A 21,463-nucleotide genomic window follows, 5' to 3' on the forward strand; every position below is an offset into this window, starting at 1 on the left:
GCGCCTCCTGCTCGAATGTCGACGTGGTAGGCACCCACCGCCGAGGACGAGGATGAGGGACTCGTCAACCCGACGGCGGGGCTGCAATCAGCCTCAACGGTTCATGGGCGGCCGGACAATGGCACTCCGGAACCGAAGGTTGTGCGAAGTAGCAATAGCGAGATGTATGCGGGCGACGGCAGTTATTGCGCAGAGGTTTTGGCTGGTTGCCAAGCGCTGATGCGCTGTGCTCGGCGACGTAGGCTTGTGTGTATGGACCTAGGGGAACGGCTGCGATCGGTTCGCAAGCGGCGCGGCCTCACACAAAAAGAGCTCGCGGACGCTTCGTCCGTTTCGGTGTCGCTGATTCGCAAGATCGAACAGGGCGAGCGATCCGACACCAGGTTGGAAACGCTACGCAAGCTGGCTATTGGGCTGCGCGTTCGCACCTCGAGCCTCCAGGGTGGACAGGCAACCGATGCCGAGCACGCCGACCCTGCGACGTCCGATATCTGGGAACCCGTGCGTCGCGCGCTGGCGATTCCGAGCGGAGTAGCTGCAACTGACGAGGAACAGGCGACCAACGACGGCGTGAATTCCGCGTATCGGGCGCTCATCCCCATGATCGACGCACACCGATACGTCGACATCGCGGCAATACTTCCCGCTCTGCTGCGAGACGCTGAATCACTGACCGATGACGATGGGCGAGCGATCCGTGCCCGCCTGCTCAGCCTGACGGGGTGGATGCTGACGCAGAATCGGCAATTCGACGTAGCGGCAATGACGCTCGATCAAGCTGTCGATGTTGCTCCCGAGCGCGGAATAGCGGTCGGTGCGGTGAATGTGGCGGTCTGGTCGCACCTGCGGCAAGGCAACTTGGATATCGCACGTGAGCTGGCAGTCAAGTGGGCTGACGACATCGAGCCCCGCTTCTCGCGCGCAAGTGCGTCACAGCTCGCGCTCTGGGGCCGCTTGTGGCTCTACGTCGCCAATGTCGGAGTACGCGACAATTCGCCAGGGGCAACCGATGACGCTCTGAGCCTCGCACGGGCGGCGGCATCCCGGATAGGTCGAGAAGTGCTCTACGACCCCAATCCGAATCGATTGTTCGGCCCGGTGACAGTCGCGCAGATAACCGCTGAGTGCGCGGTGATAGCTGAGCGTCCAACCGAGGCGATAGCGATCGCAGAAAGTCTACCTACTGAAGTGTTGTCGCCGACAGCAGCGGGACGGCTACGTCATCGACTGGATGTGTCCAACGCACATATACAGTTGCGTCAATACGGTGAGGCTTTTCAAGTACTGCGGGAAGTGTATTCGGTTGCACCTGAATGGCTTACGCAGCAACGATACGCACGAGACATCCTTGGTCGCGTAGTGCGTGAACGTCGCACCCTGTCGGCTGAGATGCGAGAGCTTGCCGATGCCGTGCGCCTTGAGTACTGACGGGGTCGATCCCTCTCTGTCAGGCTGTGGTGAGACACTCGGATGTCCCCGAGTTCACTGTTTGAGGGCATGACTGGAGCAGCAATCCCGTGAGTAGCCCGAAGCCCGCACCCGCTGGTAGGCCAGTCGATCCGGCGCCGAAGCCGACGCGGCGGACCTTCACCGCGGAGTTCCGCGACAAGATCATCGACGAGTACCGCGACGCCCCACACGGGGAGAAGTCCGCGGTTTTGCGCCGCGAGGGTCTCTACCAATCCCAGATCGCCGAGTGGACCCAGGCCCGCGACACGAGGCAATCCGGCGGTGCCACCAAGCGTGCCGTTCGACCCTCGGGCGATGCGGCCGCGCGCCGGGAGAACGAACGTTTGACGCGTGAGAATGACCGCCTGGCAAAGCAGTTGAAGCAGACGGAGGCCGCGCTCGAGATCATGGGAAAACTTCACGTGCTTTTGGAATCCATCTCCGAGAGCACGGGCACACCGCCGCGACCGACCAAGCCATGACCGACGCCTACGACGACCTGCGGGCCGTCGAGGTGCCCATCCGCCGGGCCTGCACGCTGATCGGGTGGTCACGAGCCACCCATTACCGGCATCAGCGGCCACCGATCCAAGGACCCGAACCCGCTCGGGCGGTGCCAGACAACGGTCAGGCACTCACCGCCGCCGAACGCGCCCATGTGCTCACGGTGATCAACTCACCGCCCTACGCGGACCTGGCGATATGCCAGATCTGGGCTCGTGAACTCGATGAAGGCAACTATTGGTGCTCGATGTCGAGCATGTATCGCATCGCCGCCGCCGCGGGTCAGAACCGGGAACGGCGACGACAGGCCACCCATGCGGCGAGGGTGAAACCCGAACTCCTCGCCGACGGCCCGTCGCAGGTGTGGACCTGGGATATCACCAAGCTACGCGGCCCTGCCAAGGGTGTCTGGTTCCACCTGTATGTACTCATCGACATCTACTCCCGCTACACCCCGTCCTGGATTGTGTCTCGTCACGAAAGCGCTGAACTGGCACAGGAATTCATCGACGAGGCCATCGCCCGCAACGGTGATGTCCCGCACACCGTCCACGCCGACCGCGGCCCGTCGATGACCTCGGGGCTGGTGTCGGAACTGCTCACCGATCTCGGTGTCACCCGATCTCATTCCCGGCCACGGACATCGAACGACAACCCTTTCAGCGAGGCGCAATTCAAGACCCTCAAATACCTTCATGATTTCCCGAAATCCTTTGCCTCACTGAAAGACGCGCGCCTGTTCCTGGAAGGATTCTTCAACGAATACAACCACATCCACCGCCACTCCGGCATCGGCTGGCACACCCCCGCATCAGTCCACTTCGGCACCGCCGACACCATCGACGACGCCCGTCAGATCACCCTTACCGCCGCCTACCACGCCAACCCGGCCCGGTTCGGTCACCGACCCACCCCACCGAAAATGCCAGCCATCTTCTACATCCGGTGTCATTACGGTCAACCAACACTCGCGAGGCAGCGGATTCGCCATTGTGCAGTGTCGGAAACATCTCAACAACACACAAAAGGAGGCAAATGCGCAACTTCGATGTGTGTGCCTCGGCCGATGAACCTCGATGTCGGCGCGGACGCGCAACCGGGGCCGAGTGATCTGCGCGTCGCGTGGACCGCGCTCTTCACACGCCGTGCGCCGCTACCCGGACACCGAGCACACCGCCGGAACGGCCGAATTGCACGACAGTGTGACCGCCGCCGCCCGGCTTCTCGGCATGATCTCCGATTACGCGACCGGAACCGACTGTCTGTCGAGGGTGCCGTCGGCCATCCGATACACCGCGTCCATGCGGTGCAGGTGGGTGCGGTCGTGGGTGACCAGCAGTGTGGCCGCGCCGCGTTGGCGGACCACGGTGAGGATCAGGTCGATGACGGCGGCGCCGCGCTCGGTGTCCAGAGCGCTGGTCGGCTCGTCGATGACGAGCAACGCGGGGTCGTTCATGAGGGCGCGGGCGATATTCACGCGTTGGCGTTGTCCGCCCGACAACTGCGCGGGGTATTTCGTCCGATGGTCGCCGAGTCCGACCGCGTCGAGGAGTTCTCCTGCCTTCGACCGTGTTTCGCGTCGGCGGGGGGTCGGGGTGCGTGAGCGTCGACCGAGACGCGCTGTCACTTCGAGTTGTTCGATCGCGGTCAGTGCCGACAGGAGGTTGGGTTGTTGGAAGACGATGCCGACGGAGGATCGACGCACGGTCGCCGCCGCACGTCGGCCCAGGCTGGTGAGATCGACTGTGCCGCTGTCGGTCTCGAGCAGGACGCGGCCCGAATCGGGGCGGGTCAGGGTGGACACCACGGCGAGCAGGCTGGATTTTCCGGAACCGGAGGAGCCGGTGACGGCGGCGACACTGCCGCCGGTCACATGGAGGTTCACTCGATCGAGCGCGGTGAGTCTGCCCGCGCCGTCGGGGTAGGTGAGGGTCACGTTCTCGGCGGTCAGTGCGACGGTCATCTCGGAACTCCGGATCAGCGGGTCGCGGCGAGCGCGGTGAGTGGGTCGGCGGTGAACAGGAAGCGCAGCGCGCAGGTCGCACCGAGGAGGCCGAGCGCGATGAGCGCGCCTGCGGGCAGCAGCGTGGTGGCCGGGCCGACGACGAACGGGAGCGTGTCCCCGAGCGCGCTCGCGCCCAGCGCGGTGAGGGCGAGACCGAGCGTGACCCCGGCCGCCAGCACGAGCGCGGCCTGGGCGAGTGCGTCGATCACGAGCGATTCCGTGGTCGCTCCCAACGCCTTCAACGTCGCGATGTCGGGCATCCGCTGGATGGTCCACACCGTGAAGAACGCGCCGATCACCAGGGCCGAGATGGCGAAAAGCAGCACCGTCATCAGGGTGAGGGAGCCGTTCTCGGCCCGGTAGGAGCCGAGCGCGGAGAGGGAATCGGATAGATCGATGGTCGTCGTGTGCGCGGCGGTGTCGCGGTCCGGTACGCCGGTGATCGCGAGCACGGTGGCCGCGCCCGCGTGGGGGCTCACCGATCGCCAGTCGGCGGGGGTCATCCAGACCACGGGGGTGTGGCTGTACCAGTCGTCGCCGCGGACCGCGGCCACGGTGAAGGAGCGTCCGCCGAGGGTGACCACAGCGTCCGTGTCCGCGTTCAGCGCCTGTGCCACCGGATCGCTGAGCACCACCGTGCCCGCGTCGGTAGCGGCACGATCGCCCGCGACCGCCGATGTGACGCCGAACAGTGCGACCGCGGTCGGTGGCGCGCCGGGACGGCCCGCTTCGGCGCGGCTGATGCCGATCGGCTCGACGGTCCCGGTCCGTCCGGCGGCGGCCTGCCAGATGCCGACCTGCTCGGGCGTGAGGGATGAAGCGTCGAACGACGGGGGAGCCCCGTTGTCGGCGAAGACGAGCGCGTCGGCCCGCAGTGATCGCACAGCGGAGATGTTCTGGTGCGCGAGCCCGGCGGCGAGGCCGCCGAGAAAGCTCACCAGCAGCGCGACCAGCGTGACGACCAGTGTGATGAGGAGGAATCGGCCGCGGGCGGCCCGCAGTTCCCGGAGTGCGACGAACATGGTTCCACCGTCGCGGACGAAGAGCATCCGAACATCGGGTGTGAGGTCGAGACCCGGTCGGTCGAAGGTCGGTGGTCCGATTACACCTTTCGATGGATGCCCCGCCGATAGCCGTGCATAAGCTGGCAGTGTGCACTCGTCGCCGCTCACGCCCGTCTTCGCCACGTTGCGACTCGGCCTGCATGTGCTGATGACGGCGTTGGCGACGGTGATCGCGGTGCGCGCACTGCTGCCGGGCGCCCCGCATCCGCTGTCGGTGGTGTTGCTGACCGTGGCCTTCCTGCTGACCTATTTCGCGGGAGCGCGCCTGTCCGGGCGTCCCCTCGCGATGCGGGTCTGGCTGGGTGCGCTCACCCTGCTCTGGCTCGGGCTGGTCGCCACCGCCCCCGATGCCGGATATCTCGCCTTCGGACTGTTCTTCCTCTACCTGCACCTGCTGCCGTACCCGTGGAATCTCGTTGCCGTGGCGGCCGCGACAGCTGTCGTGGTTGTCGGCTTCGGGTGGCATCGCGGTTGGGCTCTCGCGGGTGTGATCGGCCCCGTCCTCGGAGCCGCGGTGGCGGTCGGGATCGGCCTCGGTTACCAGGCGCTGTTCCGGGAGTCCGTCGAAAGGCAACGGCTCATCGACGAATTGGTCAGTACCCGTGCGGCACTCGCCGAGCGGGAGCGAACCGCGGGCAGGATCGCCGAGCGGGAACGGTGGGCCAGGGAGATCCACGACACCGTCGCGCAGGGCTTGAGCAGCATCCAACTGCTCCTGCACGCCGCCGAACGCGCGGACCCCGAACATCCCGCGCTGCCGCAGATCCGGCTGGCCAGGACGACCGCCGCCGAGAACCTCGCCGACACCCGAGGACTGATCACCGACGCCGCGCCCGCCGCACTGGACGGGCAGTCACTGCGACAGGCGCTCGAACGGATCTGTCTGCGCGCCGAAACGCCGGGACGTACCACCCGACTCGTGGTGGAAGGCACGCCGCAGCGATTGCCGATGCCGATCGAGGCGGCGTTGGTGCGCATCGCACAGGGGACGGTCGCCAATGTCGTGCAGCACGCCGACGCGACCCGGATGCGTCTCACCCTGACCTATTCGGAGGCCGACATCTCGCTGGACATCGTCGACGACGGTATCGGCATCGCTCCCGACATCCTCGACCGTGCTTCCACCGGCTCCTTCGGCCTGTCGGCGATGCGGGCCAGAGTGGCACAGCAGGGCGGCATCTCGGCCATCGAATCGGAGCCGGGACATACCGCCGTGACCGTGTCGTTCCCGAGGGGAATACCGTGATCCGTCTGCTGCTCGTCGATGATCACGCCATCGTCCGCGCGGGTTTGCGCGCGCTCCTGGCGAGCGCATCCGATATCGCGGTGGTGGACGAGGCCGCGACGGCGGAGGCCGCGGTCGCGTTCTGCGCGACCACACCGGTCGACCTCGTGCTGATGGACCTGAGTTTCGGTCAGGGTCGATCCGGTGTGGCGGCGACCGCCGAACTGCGCGCCCTGCCGAAACCACCGAATGTGCTGGTAGTTACCAACTACGACACCGACGCCGACATTCTCGGCGCCATCGAGGCGGGTGCGTGTGGATACATCCTGAAAGACACCCCGCCCACCGAACTACTCGCGGCGGTGCGTTCGGCCACCGCGGGTGAGAGCGCGCTCTCACCGACGGTCGCGTCGAAGCTGCTGACCCGGGTCCGCCGAGCCGATACCACACTGAGCCCCCGTGAGATCGAAGTCCTGCGACTTGTCGCCGACGGTAGATCCAACCGGGAGATCGCCAAGGAACTCTTCCTCGGCGAGACCACCGTCAAATCCCACCTGGTCCACATCTACACGAAACTCGGTGTGCGCTCTCGCACTTCGGCGGTCGCCCGTGCTCGCGAACAAGGCGCGATCTGAGACGCGGATTCACCGAAGTGCCGGCGTCGGTGCCGCGCCGCAGCCGAAAGGCCGGGCGGGGTCAGGGGAGTGGGTTGGCGGTGAACAGTGACCACATTCGGGCGCGCACATCGGTGCCGCGCGCACCGCTGGGCCACACGTGGGCCTGGGATACGTCGTCGGGACCGTCGTAGAGTCGGTAGATCACCGAAGTGCCCGCGGCGCAGTCGAATCGTTGACCCGTGAGTACGCCGGGGCCGGTTTCGCCGTGTTCGGTTCCGCAGTTGTTCATCTGTCGCCAGTGGTCGCGATGCTGCTCGGCTATCCACTGGCACACGACGGGGTCGTTGTCGTTGAGCATCACGCCGAAGGCGATCTTGCGCGAGGCGGGGCAATCGGCGAGGTCCCAGGCGCCCTTGGGGCCCGCCCAGACCGCAGCCGAGGCGATGAGATCCGCTGCGTCGCAAGCCATTCGGGAGGTCATCTGACCGCCGTTGGAGTGGCCGGCGAAGTGAACCCGTTTCGGGAGCACACAGTAGGAGGCGGCGACGTCGTGGACGACTTTGCGCAGGAACGAGACGTCGGGACCGACATTTCTCGCGAACTCCCACGCCCATTTGCCGACGCCCTCGCTCTTGCTGCCCCGCGGATAGGCCACGATGACCTTGTTGGTCTCCGCGAAGGAGTTCCAGCCGGTCTGGGGCTCGAAGATCGACGGGCTGCTCTGCCCGCCGTGTACCGCCACGATCAGCGGCGCGGGCCCGGTCAGGCCGCTGGGCACGAACAGTCGGTACGGCCTCGACTCACCCTCGTGGACGAGGGTGCGCTCGACGCTCCCGCCGGTCGGCGAGGTCGAGCAGGATGCCGACGGCGCGGGCAACGGGCCGAGGCCGGTGACCTCGGCCGACGCCGGGGCCATCGGTCCGGCCAGGGAAACCGTCAGCAGTGCGCCCGCGACGGCCGATATCGTTCTGATCTTGTTCCAGCGCATGGAATGCCCCTGCCTCCGAACGGCTTTCGTGACCGCTTCGGTGAATCGTAGGGCGGATGCCGCGCGAGATCGAGGCCCCGGATCTATGGGCACACCCCCGGACATCGACCGGCGCCGCGCCATATCGCATACCTACCCACTGCACCGGTATCCCGACGAGCTCTCCGGTGGTCAGCGGCAGCGTGTCGCCATCGCACGCGCCCTGGCCGCCGAACCGGAGATCCTCGTCTGTGACGAGATCACCTCGGCCCTCGGCCCTCGGCACGGCGACCGCGCGTTCGATCATGGAATTGGTCGAGCGCACCCGAATCGAGAAGGGTATCGGCATTCTCGTCGTCAGCCACGATATGAGCGTCGTGGCCGGGTATTGCCCGGGAATCGTGGTGCTCGCGGGCGGAAGGGTGGTCGAGCGCGGCCATACCGCCGAAGTGCTCGCCGACCCCGCCGCTCCCGAGACGAAGGCCCTGCTGGTGTGAACGCGGAGGACCGCCCCGACACGTAGTCCTCCTGCCCGCCGTCGCGGACGGTGAGACAGTGGAGGTAGCGAGGTGTCGGCTGCGCGTGAACTCGTGCGGCCGATTACCGCTTGTTCAGCGCTGTGGCACATCGAAGTCGGCGCGATCATGCCTGATGAGAGCGGGTCTCTCGGTGTGTATTCGGTTCGAGGAGTCCGGGACGCCATCCGTGTGCGACACTGAACTTCCTTACGAAATAGGTAAGGCTTGGTTTAGTCGCGATGAGGGAGTGGATGTGGTCGTACGGGCACTCGCCGCGGATGCGCCCTCGGTTGCCGCGCAGTTGTTCGGTAGTGGGCTGATCGGTGCGCGTGAAGGCCTCGAAACCGGGATCGTGGTCATGATCCTGGTCGCCTTCCTGGTCAGGTCCGGTGATCGCGGGGCACTGAAATGGGTCGCGACGGGGGTGGGGGCGGCGATCGCGATGGTCGCCGCCATCTTCGTCGGTGTGCGTTTCGGTACCTCGACGGTGACCGGGGTCGGGGCCGAGCTGATCTCGGGGATCGCGTCGTTGGCCGCGGTGGTGATCGTGACCTGGATGGTGCTGTGGATGCGTACCGCGTCGCGTTCGATCTCGGCGGATCTGAGGGCCGGGATGGCGAAGGCGGTCGCGGGCGGCCCGCTCGCGGTGTCGGCCTTGGCCTTTCTCGCGGTGGGGCGCGAGGGGGTGGAGACGGCGCTGCTGATGGTCGGCTACGCGGAGAATACCGAAGGGAGCAGTTGGCCGCTGATCGGTCTGCTGCTGGGAATCGTGGTGGCCGCGGTGCTGACGGTGTTGCTGTACTTCGGTGCGATTCGCATCGATTTCGCGGTGTTCTTCAAGTACACGGGCGTTTTCCTGATCGTTGTCGCCGCGGGAATCCTGGCATACGGGATTCGTGCGTTGCAGACAGCGGACTGGTTGCCCGGCTTGACGGCCAACGCCTTCGATATCTCGTCGTGGTTCGCCATGTCGAGCTGGTACGGCACCGTCGCGCAGGGAATCTTCAATTTCCGCGCCGATCCGACACTGCTCCAGGTGCTCGCGTGGGGGGGATACGTGGTCGTCGTATCGACATTGTTCCTGCGCCCGACCGTGGGGGCGGGCCCGCCCGACTCCGATCGACCACCCCCTGCTCCCTCCGCGGCCGCGCCGCACTTGTGAAAGGTTCCACCACCCATGCGATCTACTACGAAGTGGGTTACCGCCGCTGTCGTGCTGCCGATGGCCTTGGTCTCGTGTACGAGCAAGTCCGAGAGCAGTGCCGGTGACATCACCGTCACCACGAACGACAGTTCGTGCGAGGTGTCGCCGAACTCGGCGACGACCGGTAACACGACCTTCCGGATCACCAACAACGGCACCAAGGTCACCGAGTTCTACGTCTACGGCGCGGGCGATCGGGTCATCGGCGAAGTCGAGAATATCGGCCCCGGCCTGACCAGGCAGCTGATCGTCGCGGTATCGGACCCGGGTACCTACCAGACCGCGTGCAAGCCGGGCATGGTCGGCGACGGCATCCGCACCGACTTCGTCGTGACCGGCGAGGCGCAGACCCGCGATGACACCGGCAAACTGGCCGAGGCCTCGGCCGGATACCAGCGTTACCTGGTCTCGCAGGTGACCGCGTTGCAGGAGACGGCGAAAGTGTTCGTCGACGCGATCAAGTCCGGTGATGTCGAGGTGGCGAAGAAGCAGTTCCCGCTGACACGGACGTACTACGAACGCATCGAGCCGGTGGCCGAGAGTTTCCCGAATGATCTGGACCCGCGGCTGGACCTGCGCGAGGCCGATCTGGCCGCGGGTGATGCATGGACCGGGTTCCATCGGCTGGAAAAGGATCTCTGGGCTCAGGGGCTCCAGCCCGATACCAAGCAGGTGGCCGACCAGCTTCTCGCCGATATCGCCGAACTTTCCGCGGGGGTGAGCGCGGCGGATTTCACCGTCGATCCGATCCAGGTCGCCGGTGGCGCGCAGACTCTGCTCGACGAGATCGCGCGCACCAAGATCACCGGCGAGGAGGACACCTTCTCGCATACCGATCTGTGGGATTTCCAGGCCAATGTCGACGGCTCCCAGGCCGCGATCGCCAGCGTCCGACCGATTCTCGACGAACGCAACAAGGATCTCGGCGTCCAGATCGATCGCCGCTTCGCCGAACTCGACAGTGAACTGGCGAAATACCGCGTCGGGGACGGGCAGATCAGTTACGACAAGGTGACCGAACCGCAGCGAGTCGAGCTGGCCCGGCGTATCGACGCGCTGTCGGCGGTTGTCAGTCAGGTGCAAGGCATTGTCGCGGGATCCTGAACGCGCGCGGCATGATTCGGGTCGCAGCGGGGTATCCCGTCGCGGTCTGTTCGGCACTGCGGGTGTCGGTGTCCTCGCGGCCGGGGCGGGCGTGCTGGCGGGGCGGGCGTCGAGTCCGGACTCCTCGGTGTCGGCGGTCGTGCCGTTCCGTGCCGAGCATCAAGCGGGCATCGTCACCCCGGCGCAGGATCGCCTGCATTTCGCCGCGTTCGATGTGCATACCGAATCCCGAGATGAACTCGTCGCACTGTTGAAAATCTGGACCGCGATGGCCGAACGCATGACATCGGGTCGGGAAGCGGTGCACGACGGCGCGACCGGTGCCGGGGAGTACATGCCGCCCACCGACACCGGGGAGGCGTTGGATCTGGCACCCGCCAGGTTGACGCTGACCATCGGTTTCGGGCCGTCGTTGTTCACGACGTCGACCGGTGCGGATCGATTCGGTCTGTCGAAGCACAAGCCGACCGTGTTGGCCGATCTGCCGAAATTCACCGCCGACGCGTTGGATCCGGCGCGGTCGGGCGGCGATATCGCCATCCAGGCCTGCGCCGACGATCCCCAAGTCGCGGTCCACGCGATCCGCAACCTGGCACGGGCCGGGTTCGGCGTGGTGTCGGTGCGGTGGTCACAACTCGGTTTCGGTCGAACCTCCTCGACCTCGACCAGTCAGGTGACTCCGCGAAACCTGTTGGGGTTCAAGGATGGAACCCGCAATATCAAAGCAGAGGACCGCGACACGGTCTCGAAATTCGTGTGGGTCGACGGCGGCGACGACACGGCGTGGATGGCGGGCGGCTCGTATCTGGTCACACGCCGGATCCGCATGCTGATCGAACCGTGGGATCGGACCAGCCTGCACGAGCAGGAACGGGTCATCGGACGCGCGAAGGGCACCGGAGCCCCACTGGGCGGCCGGGACGAATTCGAGCAATTGGATCTCGAGTCGGCGGGCCCGTCCGGCCCGTTGATCGACACCGACGCTCACGTCCGACTGGCGTCACGTGATGAACTGGGCGGGATCCAGATCCTGCGTCGCGGTTACAATTTCACCGACGGTTCCGATGGTTTCGGGCATCTGGACGCGGGCCTGTTCTTCATCGCCTACTGCCGTGACCCACTCGCGCAGTTCGTACCGATGCAGGAAAATCTGGCCCGCAACGACGCGCTCAACGAATACATCAAACACGTCGGCTCGGCGGTCTTCGCGGTGCCGCCCGGTCTCGGCGCGGACGAGCACTGGGGCTCGGGGCTTTTCGCGCTCTAGGCGGTTTCCGCCTCGATGTTCGATCGACGCGACCACCCGCCCACCTCACCGGTGGGTATCCGACCTCGGTGATATCGCGGCGCTGATTAGAGTCGAGTCGGCGAACACATCGAGCGAACCCGAGGACTTGCGTTGACTACCGAACAACTTGACCGCTGGAACGCACAGGAAGCCGCTGCCGAGGCGATGAGTCCGATCATCGGCACGTTGTATCGAGAGAAGGGTGTGACGGTCCTGCTGCACAGCCGATCGCTGGTGAACAAGTCGGTGATCAGCATTCTGCGCACGCACCGCTTCGCCAGGCAGATCGAGGGCGAGGAACTGTCGGTGGACGAGACCCTGCCCTTCCTGCGGGTGCTCGCCGAACTGGACCTCGGGCCGTGCAAGATCGACCTCGGTCACCTGGTCACGACCTACCGCGCCGACGACCGCGGACTGTCGATCCGCGATTTCACCGCCTCGGTCCTCGTCGACGTCACCAACGGCAACAAAGCGCAGCCTCCCGGCCCGAAGGATGTCGTCCTCTACGGTTTCGGCCGCATCGGCCGCCTGGTCGCGCGCCTGCTGATCGAGAAGGTCGGATCCGGCAACGGGTTGAACGTGCGCGCGGTGGTGGTGCGCCGGGGCGGCGACGGCGATCTCGCCAAGCGGGCGTCGCTGCTGCGGCGGGATTCGGTACACGGCCAGTTCAACGGCACGATCAAGGTCGACACCGACAACGACACGATCATCGCCAACGGGAACGTGATCAAGTTCATCTACAGCGACGATCCGACGACGATCGACTACACCGAATACGGGATCGATGACGCGATCCTGATCGACAACACCGGCAAGTGGCGTGATCGGGATGGACTGTCGCAGCATCTGCGCCCCGGTATCGCGAAGGTCGTTCTCACCGCCCCCGGCAAGGGTGACGTCCCGAATATCGTGCACGGCGTCAATCACCGCAGCCTGGACCTGTCGCAGCGGATCTTCTCGTGCGCGTCCTGCACGACCAACGCGATCGTTCCGCCGCTCAAGGCCATGGACGACGAGTACGGCATCGTCCGCGGCCACGTGGAGACGGTGCACTCGTTCACCAACGATCAGAACCTGCTGGACAACTATCACAGCGCGGACCGTCGCGGCCGTTCCGCGCCGTTCAATCTCGTGCTCACCGAAACCGGCGCCGCGTCCGCGGTCGCGAAGGCGATGCCCGATTTCAAGGCCAAGATCACCGGCAACTCGATCCGGGTCCCCACCCCCGACGTCTCCGTCGCGATCCTGAACCTGCAACTCGAGCGGGAGACGAACAAGAGCGAGGTGCTCGAGTACCTGCGACAGGTCTCGCTCACCGGACCGTTGAGCCGCAACCTCGACTACACCGCCGCCACCGACGCGGTGTCCTCCGATTTCATCGGGTCGCGCGCGGCATCGATCATCGATGCCAACGCCGCGATCGTCGAGGGCGACACCGCGATTCTGTATGTCTGGTACGACAACGAATTCGGTTACTCGTGCCAGGTGGTGCGCACGGTGCAATACATATCGGGCATCGAGTATCCGACCTACCCGCGGGTCGACGCGATCCTCGAAAGCGTCTGACGCTCCCTGCCTTTCGGCCGAATCCCGGGTGACTCCGGCGGTCGCGGCGGCGTACGGCCCCCGCGATCGCCGAGCGGCGTCGACCGCTCGGCGCGGAACCTATCCCGCCGCGGCCGCGTGGAACCGCTCCCGGTGCTCGTTCCACGGCCGATGGCGTTCCTGTTCGCTCATCGCCAGCAGTTCACGCAACTTCTCCCACGCCGCGTCATCGGTCGGTGTGTACACCTGCATCCACGCGTGCGGAACCGACGGCAGCGACATGCTGGTCAAGAACATCTCCAGCTCGCCGACCGCGAGATTGCGGATCTGCTTGGTGCGGCTCGCCGGGCTCGCCACATCGTTGCGCGCCCAGATCGCCGCGAAACTCTCACTCTCCGAACATAACTCGGAGATGAACCGCTCCCAGTCGGGATCGCCGAGATTCTTCGCGTACGCGCCGCGCAGATATCCGACCATGCGCCGCAGATCATCCCAATTGTGGCGATGGGCGTTGCAGCATTCCGGAGTCAGGAAGATTCGCCGGGCGACGTTGCGCTCACCGAGCAGAAATCCCGGGCACAGCGCCTCGTAGGAGATGTTGTGCGCGAGCACGTCGTAGCGCGCGCTCAACACGACGGCGGGCAGCGGCTGGAGATGGTCCAGGATCACCTGCAATTCCTCGGGCAGCGCCGCGTCCACGTGCGCCGTCGGTACCGTCGGCACATCCGCCAAGCGATACAGGTGCGCCTTCTCCGCGGGATCGAGCGACAGTGTCCGCGCCACCGCGTTCAACACCTGCACACTGACATTGATATTGCGGCCCTGTTCGAGCCAGGTGTACCAGGTGACGCCGACCCCAGAGACATATCAATTATACATCCCTTCCGTAAACTGGGGTTATGACGCGAACGACGACTCACACCGAGCCTGCTTGGCTCGCGGAAATCAATGCCGCCCTTGCTATTTCGGTTGCGGGTATCGACCCGTCCGAGTGGGTGTATGGCTATGTGCGTATCTCTCGTGATGAGAAGGACCGTGCCGAGGGGGTGCAGTTGCAGGCGAAGAATCAGATGGCGTACGCCACTCGTAAGGGTTTGGCGTTGGCGCGGATTTTGTGTGATAACGATTTGTCGGGGGCGAGTGCGGAGCGGCCGGGTTTGCGGGAGGTTCTGCGGTTGGTGTCGGAGGGTCCGGCGAAGGTGATCATTGCGCGTGATGTCGCCCGGTTGACTCGTGATTACGACTTGGGGGCCAAGCTGATGAAGCTGGGTCGCGATCACGGGTTGCGGTATGTGTTCGTGAAAGACGGTGAATACGACCTGACCACGGGTGTGGGGCGTAAGAATTTCATGGTGAAGGTTGCCGATGCCACCGAGTACCGCGAGACCAATACCGAGAATCTGTTGGACCGGATGAGCGAGATCGCCGCGAAGGGGGCGATGCAGGGTGGTTCGCGTCGGTTCGGGTACGGCCCGGTGATCGGTACCCATCCGTTGACCGGTGTCGAGATTTTGGACCGTAATGCGGCGCGTGAGGACGAGGTGGCGGTGTTGCGGGAGGGGGCCGATCGGGTGGTCAACGGTGAGTCTCAGACCACGATCATCACCGACTGGAATCGGCGTGGCATCACCACCAGCGGGGGCAAGCCGTGGCGGGTGGGCAAACTGTCGAGCCTGCTGCGGTTGGAGTCGTATGTGGTCTACGACCTCGGTGAGCACACCGACACGAACGGGGCGCGTTGTGAGTGCTTGAACAATCCCGAAGGCAACGGGATACGCGTGCACGCGCGCACCGGTACCCGTCACCGCGCGCAGTGGCCCGCCGTGTTCACCCGCGCCGAGCACGACGCCATCAAGGCCGGGTTGAACGCCCACAACCGCGCCAAGAATCCCGACCGTCCACGTCAACGCAACGGCGAGTACTGGCTGACCGGGTTGCTCGCGTGCGGCGGTAGCTGGCTCGAGACCAGCGAGCGCCCCGGAGCAGAGTGCGAGTCGTGGTTGGTCGGGACTTCGGTGGATCGCCAGCGCAAGCACGGCACGGTCACCCAACGTCGCTACGGTTGCCGCGCCAAGGATTCGCGCAAGGTTGCCTGTGGTTGTGGCCGGGTGTTCCGCGACGCGGGCGCGTTGGAGACCTATGTCGCTGAGCAGGTGATCGCGGTCTACGAGGACCCCGAGATCCTTGCTCGGTTGGATCGCGGTAACGACAACGCCGTACGGATCGCCGAACTCGAGAAGCGTATCGAGGTCACCGCCCGGAATTTGGACGCCGAGGCCGACGCACGCGCTGATGCGCTGACCGGTGGCGGGGACGAGTACGACTTGCGGGTGATCGACCGCACCATCACCGGCCTGAAAGAGTCGTTGAAGCAGTTGCGCGCCGAACAGGACTCGTTGCGCAGCGCCGCAGCGTTGGCGGTGTTGGCCGACATCGGCAAAGCCGGAGAGCTGCGCCAGAGCTGGGACAGCAAGGGATCGCGGTGGCGTCATGAGGCCACCGCGCGACTCATCGAGAAAGTCATCGTGTCCCCGGCCAAGGTCTACGCCGCGCGCTGGGAAGACCAGCACGGGCGCAGATGGCGTTTCGACACCTCATCGGTGGAGATCGTGTGGCGCAAATTCTGACACCGGCTCACACGTCGTCGCGTCGCCCCTCGCTGTCGAGGGTGTCGATCGCGTTGCGCAGGAACAACGCCAACGACTCGATCACGTGCGGGTCGTTGACGTAGGGGGTGAGCCCTTGCCGCGCCCGACTTTCCGCGACCAACCGACGCGTGGCCTCACTGGTCGGACCGATCAGCGACAGTCGAGGACCGTCACCGTCCGGTTTGCCGCCGTCGCTTGTCGTGTCGTGGGTTTCTAAATCGTGTGGAGGTGCCGCCGCTTCCGGGCCATCGGCCGGGGTATCGATACGCGCGTCAGCTTTCCTGATGGGTGGCATGAGTGTCCTCTCATTGCCCTCGGTCCCACCGTCTGCTGATCCTCCGCTATCCAGTATGCCCGCTGAGCCGTCCGGTGCTGAGGTTTCCGGGTCACCGGCCGTGGTGGCGGGTGCGGTGCTCGCGGGGTTTCGCGGGCCGCGTCCACTCGAACGCGTGCCATCGGATCGGCTGGTGCGTGCGCGAGCTTTCCTGGTGGGTGGCATGGGTGTCCTCTCGTTGCCCCTGGCCCCACCTTTTGCTACGTCCCTGGTCTCGCGTATGTCCTCGGTTGTCGAACCGTCCAGCGGTGCCGAGGCTTGCGGGTCACCGGCCGGGGTGTCGGTCCCGGTGGTGCGCGCACGGACTTTCCTGGTGCGTGACATAGATGATCCTCTCGTTCGGCACCCAGTCACCCAGTCCGCTGATCCGTCCGTCATCGAGTATGCCCGAAGATCGACACCGGCCGAGGCCCCACGTCGACGCCCCACCCCGCGCAGCCCGACCGGACCTGCCCCGCGCCGTGCCCGCCGCCGACGCCGCGCACCGCCGCCGCGTTGAGGTGCGGGTGTCGCCGCTGTCGCGGCGGCGGCCCGGTCGGCGCGCGCGGTTCACTCCGCTTCGTCGCTACAGCACCTATACGTGCGCTCATGGCACACCCTCAGCTATCCACACCCACCCGCACTCACACCCCGCACATTCACCTCTCTCCTCTACGCCCCACTCACACAGCCACTCTCACCACCATTGTCCGTTCCGAGTTTTGTTGGTGTGCGAGTTGCTCGTGAGCTGCGGTTCGCCATCTTGGTCTGGACGATGTTTGATGGTGGTGTCCAGGTCTAGTTGGCGGATTGTGGCTGCCTGAACCGCTTGTCAGTTCGTTGGCTGTTCCAAATCGCGCCGCGGAACTCCTGCATGTCGGGTGACCATTCTCGGATGATCACGGGGCGAAGTGTGACGTGGTGCAGGACGGCGTCACCCATCCCGCGGCGGTCTTTCAGCGCGAACCATGCCGCGGATCGGATGGTCCGTTCTGCGCTGGGTAGTTTCATTCGTCCGACCTGGCTGGGTTTGCGGTTTCCTCGTGCGGTGGCGAAGGTGTTCGGCGGCGTGGTCGGTGGTCGCCAGCAGTCGGTCGCGATCCAGTGCGCAATGGCGTCTTGTTCTGCCTGTGGCTGGTAGTCGTGGTCACGCAGTCTCCGACGAACCTCGGCAACGAACCGCGTGAGTTGGTCCCCGCCGCTTGCGGCGAATTGTCGCCAGCGGGGCGCGGCGATCAGCGGGGCGAGATCGACCGCTTCGGGATAGAGGCAGGCGAATAGTTTCGACGCGGTGAAACTCGACAGTTCAGCGCCCGCGGGCATGAACTGGAAGCTGCGTTCTCTCCAGATCTGTTGTTGCCGGTGTAGTCCGCTGGTGGGGCGGAATATTTCCCATCGATGGGCGCAGATCATGAAGGCGGTCAGCACGGCGTCGTAGGTCGCGCCCGGGCCGAAGTGTTGGACGAGGCGCAGGTGTTTGCGCTGGGCCGCGATCACCTCCCGGTTTCCCCGCAGCGAGGGACCGTGACTGTCGTTGTCGGGTGGGCCGATCCAATAGTGGTGCCGGGTGCAGACGTAGCGATGATGCGGCAGGATCCGCCAGACCGGTCCGCCCGGGTGGCGTGCGTCGCAGCGTGGGCAGCCCGGTTGCGGACGATGCCGAAACAGCGGCCAGTGCTCCGCGGTGGCCCGAAGCTCGGGCAATGCTCCCGCCAGATGCTCGGCTGGTCGGCCGGTCAGTGCCGACATTCGTTCGGCGGTCACGATCCGCCGGGCCGCTGTCGGGCCGGGAACGCTCACGCTTTTCCAGAGTTCGTCGCCGTCGAGGTGGTTCAGCGCAGCCAAGCGCGCCAGGTAGGAGGCGACGATCTCATGATGGGCGGGGGCGGCGGTGCGCGGCAGGCGCCGCGGAAGCGCGCGCCTCACCGGGGCGCTGCCGCAGACGTCCTCGATGTCGATGCCGCGATCGGTAGGTTGCTGCGTTGTGCGGCGTAGTCGACCGGGACCAGGTCGAGCAGGTTGCTGGTGATCTTCTCGGTGCCGTCCTCGATCGCGAGGATCGCTGCGCCGCGGATGATTTGGGAAAGGCTGCCGATCATGCCACCGCTGCGGCGGTAGAGCTGCTCGGCCATCGAGGCCAGCGTTCCCGGGATGTGGTCGCGCAACCGCAGCGTCGACTCGACCGCCGCGACCAGGGCTTGCCATTGCGTGCGTTGCTCGGCGGTGCCGTAGGCGAACGACGTGGCCGGGACGACGGTGAACCGCCCAGCGATCTGACGGCCGCGGGGACCGGCGAACAATCCTTGTGCTTCGACTTCGACCCCGGCGTAGATGAACGTCGCCGGAAGTCGTTCGGCGAAATATTTGAGTTGATCGGAGGCTTCCGCGCCGGAGCGGCTGGTCAGGGAGATGTTGTGGATCTCGTCGACCAGGACCAGGTCGACGTGAGTGTGCGCGGCGACCGAGCAGACGGCATCGGTGATGTCGGTGACGTTGGCGCGGGTCGGGAAGTCCAGGCCGAGGAAGCGCGCGAACTCGACGGCCAGCATCCGCGGTGTGGCCGCCGGTGGAACGGTGACGTAGATGATCGGCAACCGCTCACCTTGGCCGGGATAGCGTCGGCGGACCGCGATTTCGTGTGCGCGTCCGAGTTGAGTGAGCGCGGTGGTCTTGCCGGTTCCCGACATGCCGCTGATCACCATCCCGCGTCGGGCCGAGATCTGACGGCGGTTGAGTTGGACCAGCAGCCGTCCCGCCGAGATCACTTCCTGGATCGTCGGAGTGTTCACCAACGGGAGATCCGCGTGGTAGTCCAACAATCGGTCCTCGTGTGCGGCGCGATCCTGCGGTGTCATGCCCAGCAGTTGCGCGGCAGTGAGCAACGGTGGCGGCGCGGGGGTGTGCCCGACGAAACGGCCCCATCCTTCCTTGGTCGTCAACGGGCTGTCAGGCGGGATCGCAGTGATGGTCTTCGCGGACGACGCCGGGGTGTAGGCGGACTCGCGTCGGCGGACCGGTTTGCGGGTTCTGCTCGTCATCTCCACTTCTCGGCTTCAGTGGCGGCGTCGAAAATCCCGAACGGGATCACCGTCGCCTCAACAGATTCGATCGAGGTCGGTTCGACCGGTTCAGCATCGGATGTCGGTGGGCGATGTGTCGCGGCAGCGACCCTGCCGCGGGCAGCGGCTCTGCGGCCGGCGCGCTCGTTCGGCCGAACCGGTCCGTTCTCGCTGCGGGTCAGCAGATCATCGAGGGCGCGAGCGATGTTGGTCTCGTCGGTGTCGTCGACGCCGCGTTGGGCGAGCAGTCGGCGAGCTTCGCGCCAGGTGAAGTCAGCGAACGGTGCACTCACCATCGGCTTGTGCGTCCACTCGGCGGTGACCCAGCCGTTGGGGGTGCGGACGAACACCTGCGACAGATCGTAGGGGTCGTAGTGCACCTCCCAGAGATCCCTCTTCGCGGCGTTGCCCGAGGGCTGACGTCGGTGTGGCTCCAGCGCTTTCGCGTCGTAGGTGCGGTAGTCGAGGCGGATGCCGTAGTCGTTGATCGCCCGCCAGGTCACCGGCAGCAACTCGAGGTAATCGAGCCCGGTCAGCATCACCGGCAGATAGCCCGCCGCCGCGACCATCGCCGCATAGGCGTCGTTGGGCGACAACGCTCTGCGCGGGAAGTCCGGATCCCGCAGGCTGTCGTGCGGGCGCGGCTGCCAGCCCGCGATCACCCATTCGTCCAGCAATTCCTGCAACTCCGGGATCGTCCAGACCGCCTGCTCGTCGACGCGTTCCCCGCGGCGGCTGGTGTTGGCGCCGGTATAACCGGGCAGGTGCTGACACCACAGAGTGTTGATCGATCCGAACGTCGCTTCGACGATCGCCTTGTCGGTCGGGGTGCGTTTGCGTGCGCGCTGGATCGAGATGCCCAAGCGTTCGCAGGCCCGGGTGAAAGTCTCGGAGATGAAGACGTTCCCGCCGTCGATCGTGATCGTGTCCGCCACGATCACCGGCTTGGCTGCCGCGCGCGCCATCCGCTCATCGACCGACATCAGCCGATCGTGGGGCAGCCGTGACGCCGACATCGCCAACGTCGCCGACCATCCCGGTCGCATCGGCTCGGGAACCAGCATCCGCGCCAGCAGCAGCGCCGCATCGACCGCCTTCGTTCCGACCGGTCGCAGCACCGCCGCGCAGATCGTGCGGGTCGCGACGTCGACCGCGATCGTCAGGTCCGCGCGCGAGAGGACCCCGGGCTCCAACACCACCATCACATCCAGCGGTGTCGAATCGATCTGGATCTGCTCACCAGGCCGAGCCGCCAACGTCGGAGTAAACGGCCGCGCCGGACGATTCGCTGCCTGCCGCCGCGTCACCGCCGAGGCGAAGCTGTGCCGCCCCGTCGATAACGCCTCGATCAACGCATAGAAGGTGCTGCGGCCCGGCAACGGGACCACGTCTGGACCGTGCTCTTCCTCCAGAGCCTTGCTCACCCGCCGGATCACCCGCGACCGCGTGCCTGTCGAAGCACCGGTCTGCGCGTCCAACTCTCGGCGGACCGCAGTGACGACTCGCTCATCGACCCGACCGACCGCCGTCGACTCGCGCAGCACCCGTTGGTCGACCAGTCCCCAGAGTCCTTGCTCTGCATAGTTGGCGCGCAGCCGCTGGAGTGTCCGGACACCGACCCGCCGACCCGCGTCGGTCAGCTCGGCCGCCTTTGCCGTGTCCCGCTCATGCTGTGTCCGCGTCAGCGGATCGTAGGTCGCGCGGCGAGCCCCGTCCGGCGCGACGCCGGTGGTGATCTCGATGATGTGTTGTTCCCACTCACGGGCCGTAGCCAGGGCCGATTCGGGTAGCGAGTCCAGGATCCCGAATGGTGTCATCGGCTGCCGCGGTTCGGATCCGACGACTTCGAAGTCCGCCGAACCCATCAGATAGGCGGCGAGCACGACGGTCTCGACGCCGTCACCGGCCCGCAGCCGGACCGAGGTCCCGCTCACAGCGACTACTTGATGCTCG

General features: G+C 65.8%; 18 protein-coding genes and 2 pseudogenes. 12 read left to right on the forward strand and 8 right to left on the reverse strand.

Annotated features, from left to right (window positions below):
- Positions 1 to 252: 252 nt before the first annotated feature.
- The 3 genes and pseudogenes from OG225_RS21370 to OG225_RS21380 form a co-directional block, all read left to right on the forward strand.
- Complete coding sequence (locus OG225_RS21370; protein ID WP_405176966.1) at positions 253 to 1,428, forward strand: helix-turn-helix domain-containing protein; 1,176 nt, start codon at positions 253 to 255, stop codon at positions 1,426 to 1,428.
- Between the two features lie 89 nt (positions 1,429 to 1,517).
- Complete coding sequence (locus tag OG225_RS21375) at positions 1,518 to 1,931, forward strand: transposase (RefSeq protein ID WP_405176967.1); 414 nt, start codon at positions 1,518 to 1,520, stop codon at positions 1,929 to 1,931.
- Positions 1,928 to 2,761 (forward strand): annotated as a pseudogene (locus tag OG225_RS21380) (IS3 family transposase); the annotation flags it as partial. The gene OG225_RS21375 and the pseudogene OG225_RS21380, both read left to right, overlap by 4 nt.
- Positions 2,762 to 3,193: 432 nt before the next feature.
- On the opposite strand, the gene OG225_RS21385 reads toward OG225_RS21380, so the two are convergent.
- Both OG225_RS21385 and OG225_RS21390 read right to left on the reverse strand, forming a co-directional pair.
- Positions 3,194 to 3,916, reverse strand: a complete 723-nt coding sequence (locus OG225_RS21385) for an ABC transporter ATP-binding protein (RefSeq protein ID WP_405176968.1) — start codon at positions 3,914 to 3,916, stop codon at positions 3,194 to 3,196.
- Between the two features lie 14 nt (positions 3,917 to 3,930).
- Positions 3,931 to 4,980: an FtsX-like permease family protein gene (locus tag OG225_RS21390; RefSeq protein ID WP_405176969.1), complete on the reverse strand. Its 1,050-nt coding sequence runs from the start codon at positions 4,978 to 4,980 to the stop codon at positions 3,931 to 3,933.
- Positions 4,981 to 5,110: 130 nt separating this feature from the next.
- Here OG225_RS21390 and OG225_RS21395 point away from each other — a divergent pair, with 130 nt between their 5' ends.
- Entirely contained in the window at positions 5,111 to 6,268 is a 1,158-nt protein-coding gene (locus tag OG225_RS21395) for a sensor histidine kinase (RefSeq protein ID WP_405176970.1), read from the forward strand.
- A complete protein-coding gene (locus tag OG225_RS21400) occupies positions 6,265 to 6,882 on the forward strand; it encodes a response regulator (RefSeq protein ID WP_405176971.1) in 618 nt (205 codons plus the stop codon). The genes OG225_RS21395 and OG225_RS21400 overlap by 4 nt, the downstream gene beginning before the upstream one ends.
- A gap of 61 nt (positions 6,883 to 6,943) precedes the next feature.
- Here OG225_RS21400 and OG225_RS21405 read toward each other — a convergent pair whose 3' ends face one another.
- Positions 6,944 to 7,852, reverse strand: a complete 909-nt coding sequence (locus OG225_RS21405; RefSeq protein WP_405176972.1) for an alpha/beta hydrolase family esterase — start codon at positions 7,850 to 7,852, stop codon at positions 6,944 to 6,946.
- Positions 7,853 to 7,937: 85 nt separating this feature from the next.
- Between OG225_RS21405 and OG225_RS21410 the strand changes: the two are divergent.
- From OG225_RS21410 to OG225_RS21435, 6 genes and pseudogenes are all read left to right on the forward strand, one after another.
- Positions 7,938 to 8,048: pseudogene (locus tag OG225_RS21410) on the forward strand (hypothetical protein); the annotation flags it as partial.
- Positions 8,049 to 8,082: 34 nt separating this feature from the next.
- Complete coding sequence (locus tag OG225_RS21415) at positions 8,083 to 8,328, forward strand: hypothetical protein (protein WP_405183522.1); 246 nt, start codon at positions 8,083 to 8,085, stop codon at positions 8,326 to 8,328.
- A gap of 274 nt (positions 8,329 to 8,602) precedes the next feature.
- Positions 8,603 to 9,511 (forward strand): iron uptake transporter permease EfeU, encoded by a 909-nt coding sequence (efeU, locus tag OG225_RS21420; protein WP_405176973.1) that lies wholly within the window; start codon positions 8,603 to 8,605, stop codon positions 9,509 to 9,511.
- 15 nt (positions 9,512 to 9,526) lie between these two features.
- Positions 9,527 to 10,657, forward strand: coding sequence for an iron uptake system protein EfeO (gene efeO / locus OG225_RS21425; RefSeq protein WP_405176974.1), 1,131 nt, complete (start codon positions 9,527 to 9,529; stop codon positions 10,655 to 10,657).
- Positions 10,641 to 11,924: an iron uptake transporter deferrochelatase/peroxidase subunit gene (gene efeB / locus OG225_RS21430; protein WP_405176975.1), complete on the forward strand. Its 1,284-nt coding sequence runs from the start codon at positions 10,641 to 10,643 to the stop codon at positions 11,922 to 11,924. Before efeO ends, efeB begins: the two co-directional genes overlap by 17 nt.
- Positions 11,925 to 12,056: 132 nt before the next feature.
- On the forward strand, positions 12,057 to 13,511 hold the full coding sequence (locus OG225_RS21435; RefSeq protein ID WP_216908428.1) for a glyceraldehyde-3-phosphate dehydrogenase: 1,455 nt from the start codon (positions 12,057 to 12,059) through the stop codon (positions 13,509 to 13,511).
- Between the two features lie 99 nt (positions 13,512 to 13,610).
- Here OG225_RS21435 and OG225_RS21440 read toward each other — a convergent pair whose 3' ends face one another.
- Positions 13,611 to 14,291, reverse strand: coding sequence for a transcriptional regulator (locus OG225_RS21440; protein WP_405176976.1), 681 nt, complete (start codon positions 14,289 to 14,291; stop codon positions 13,611 to 13,613).
- Positions 14,292 to 14,389: 98 nt separating this feature from the next.
- Between OG225_RS21440 and OG225_RS21445 the strand changes: the two genes are divergently transcribed.
- Positions 14,390 to 16,117: a recombinase family protein gene (locus tag OG225_RS21445; RefSeq protein WP_405176977.1), complete on the forward strand. Its 1,728-nt coding sequence runs from the start codon at positions 14,390 to 14,392 to the stop codon at positions 16,115 to 16,117.
- A gap of 7 nt (positions 16,118 to 16,124) precedes the next feature.
- Here the strand turns inward: OG225_RS21445 and OG225_RS21450 are convergent, their stop codons facing one another.
- From OG225_RS21450 to OG225_RS21465, 4 genes are all read right to left on the reverse strand, one after another.
- Positions 16,125 to 16,433, reverse strand: a complete 309-nt coding sequence (locus tag OG225_RS21450; RefSeq protein WP_405176978.1) for a hypothetical protein — start codon at positions 16,431 to 16,433, stop codon at positions 16,125 to 16,127.
- Positions 16,434 to 17,249: 816 nt separating this feature from the next.
- Positions 17,250 to 18,377, reverse strand: a complete 1,128-nt coding sequence (locus OG225_RS21455; RefSeq protein ID WP_331758286.1) for a TniQ family protein — start codon at positions 18,375 to 18,377, stop codon at positions 17,250 to 17,252.
- A complete protein-coding gene (locus tag OG225_RS21460; RefSeq protein WP_331758288.1) occupies positions 18,374 to 19,489 on the reverse strand; it encodes an ATP-binding protein in 1,116 nt (371 codons plus the stop codon). The genes OG225_RS21455 and OG225_RS21460 overlap by 4 nt, the downstream gene beginning before the upstream one ends.
- A complete protein-coding gene (locus OG225_RS21465) occupies positions 19,486 to 21,444 on the reverse strand; it encodes a Mu transposase C-terminal domain-containing protein (protein WP_405176979.1) in 1,959 nt (652 codons plus the stop codon). Before OG225_RS21465 ends, OG225_RS21460 begins: the two co-directional genes overlap by 4 nt.
- Positions 21,445 to 21,463 lie beyond the last annotated feature (19 nt).

It is taken from the genome of Nocardia sp. NBC_01377, assembly GCF_045040005.1.
GTDB lineage: Bacteria > Actinomycetota > Actinomycetes > Mycobacteriales > Mycobacteriaceae > Nocardia > Nocardia noduli.

Bases quoted from the DNA above. Each gene is read 5' to 3' on its own strand.
- OG225_RS21370 (WP_405176966.1), top strand. From the start codon at position 253: ATGGACCTAGGGGAACGGCTGCGATCGGTTCGCAAGCGGCGCGGCCTC.
- efeO (WP_405176974.1), top strand. From the start codon at position 9,527: ATGCGATCTACTACGAAGTGGGTTACCGCCGCTGTCGTGCTGCCGATG.
- OG225_RS21405 (WP_405176972.1), bottom strand. From the start codon at position 7,852: ATGCGCTGGAACAAGATCAGAACGATATCGGCCGTCGCGGGCGCACTG.
- OG225_RS21385 (WP_405176968.1), bottom strand. From the start codon at position 3,916: ATGACCGTCGCACTGACCGCCGAGAACGTGACCCTCACCTACCCCGAC.
- OG225_RS21450 (WP_405176978.1), bottom strand. From the start codon at position 16,433: ATGCCACCCATCAGGAAAGCTGACGCGCGTATCGATACCCCGGCCGAT.
- OG225_RS21445 (WP_405176977.1), top strand. From the start codon at position 14,390: ATGACGCGAACGACGACTCACACCGAGCCTGCTTGGCTCGCGGAAATC.
- OG225_RS21460 (WP_331758288.1), bottom strand. From the start codon at position 19,489: ATGACGAGCAGAACCCGCAAACCGGTCCGCCGACGCGAGTCCGCCTAC.
- OG225_RS21390 (WP_405176969.1), bottom strand. From the start codon at position 4,980: ATGTTCGTCGCACTCCGGGAACTGCGGGCCGCCCGCGGCCGATTCCTC.